This is a genomic window from Pontimicrobium sp. MEBiC01747, from assembly GCF_053601635.1.
Genome location: NZ_JBSHNS010000008.1, coordinates 1 through 736 on the forward strand (window position 1 = coordinate 1; position 736 = coordinate 736).

Sequence of the window (736 nt, forward strand, 5' to 3'; positions counted from 1 at the left end):
TATAAAATATAGTATTATGAAAACACAAAAAGCAAACAGATTAGATTTTACTAAAAATAGTGTAGTAGAACTAAACGAAGTAGAATTATTAGACGTAGATGGAGGAACATCTCCTCTTTGTGTTATTGCTGTAGCATCTTCAGTAAAATGTGTAGGTATATTAGTTGCAAGTATAGCGCTTAGTTATAACATAACTAAAGACCAAAATTAAAGACCTATGAAAGCACTTAAAACTTAATTAAGGTATAAGTGCTTTTTTTGTTTAAACAAATTAAATCATAAATGAAAAGCTCAGATAAAGTTTTAATATCTGTATATACTCTATATATAGTGTATACATTGTATCGTATTTTTAAAGATAAAGCTTTGGTTAAAGAAAACTATGGCTACCTTTTTTTAATGATTATTTTTCTTATTCATATTATATATTTAGTTGTAAATCATTACAAGTCATAAAAAAACATGTCAGTATATACAAAAGGAAAGCTTGTTTGTAGCTATATAAATGGTTGGTTTTTTTAAGCAAAATAAGTCGTTTTTTAAAGGACTAATAAACGACTTATTATATTAAATATTTTAGAAATTAATTATTAATAAACACAAATTATGAAAACACAAAAATTAAACGGATTAGACTTTAAAAGAAGTAGCATTGTAGAATTAAACGAGTCACAATTAACAGATGTGAATGGAGGAAGTACGCCTTTATTAGCATCATCAGGATTATGTTTAAATG

Annotated in this window: 2 protein-coding genes; both read left to right on the forward strand. The window is 25.0% G+C overall.

Annotated features, from left to right (window positions below; all coding sequences use genetic code 11):
- A partial coding sequence (locus ACVC2P_RS00065) for a class IIb bacteriocin, lactobin A/cerein 7B family (protein WP_452596451.1) occupies positions 1–211 on the forward strand: 211 nt, incomplete at its 5' end.
- Positions 212–606: 395 nt separating this feature from the next.
- Positions 607–736, forward strand: a 130-nt coding sequence (locus ACVC2P_RS00070) for a class I lanthipeptide (protein WP_452596452.1), incomplete at its 3' end; no start/stop codon positions are given.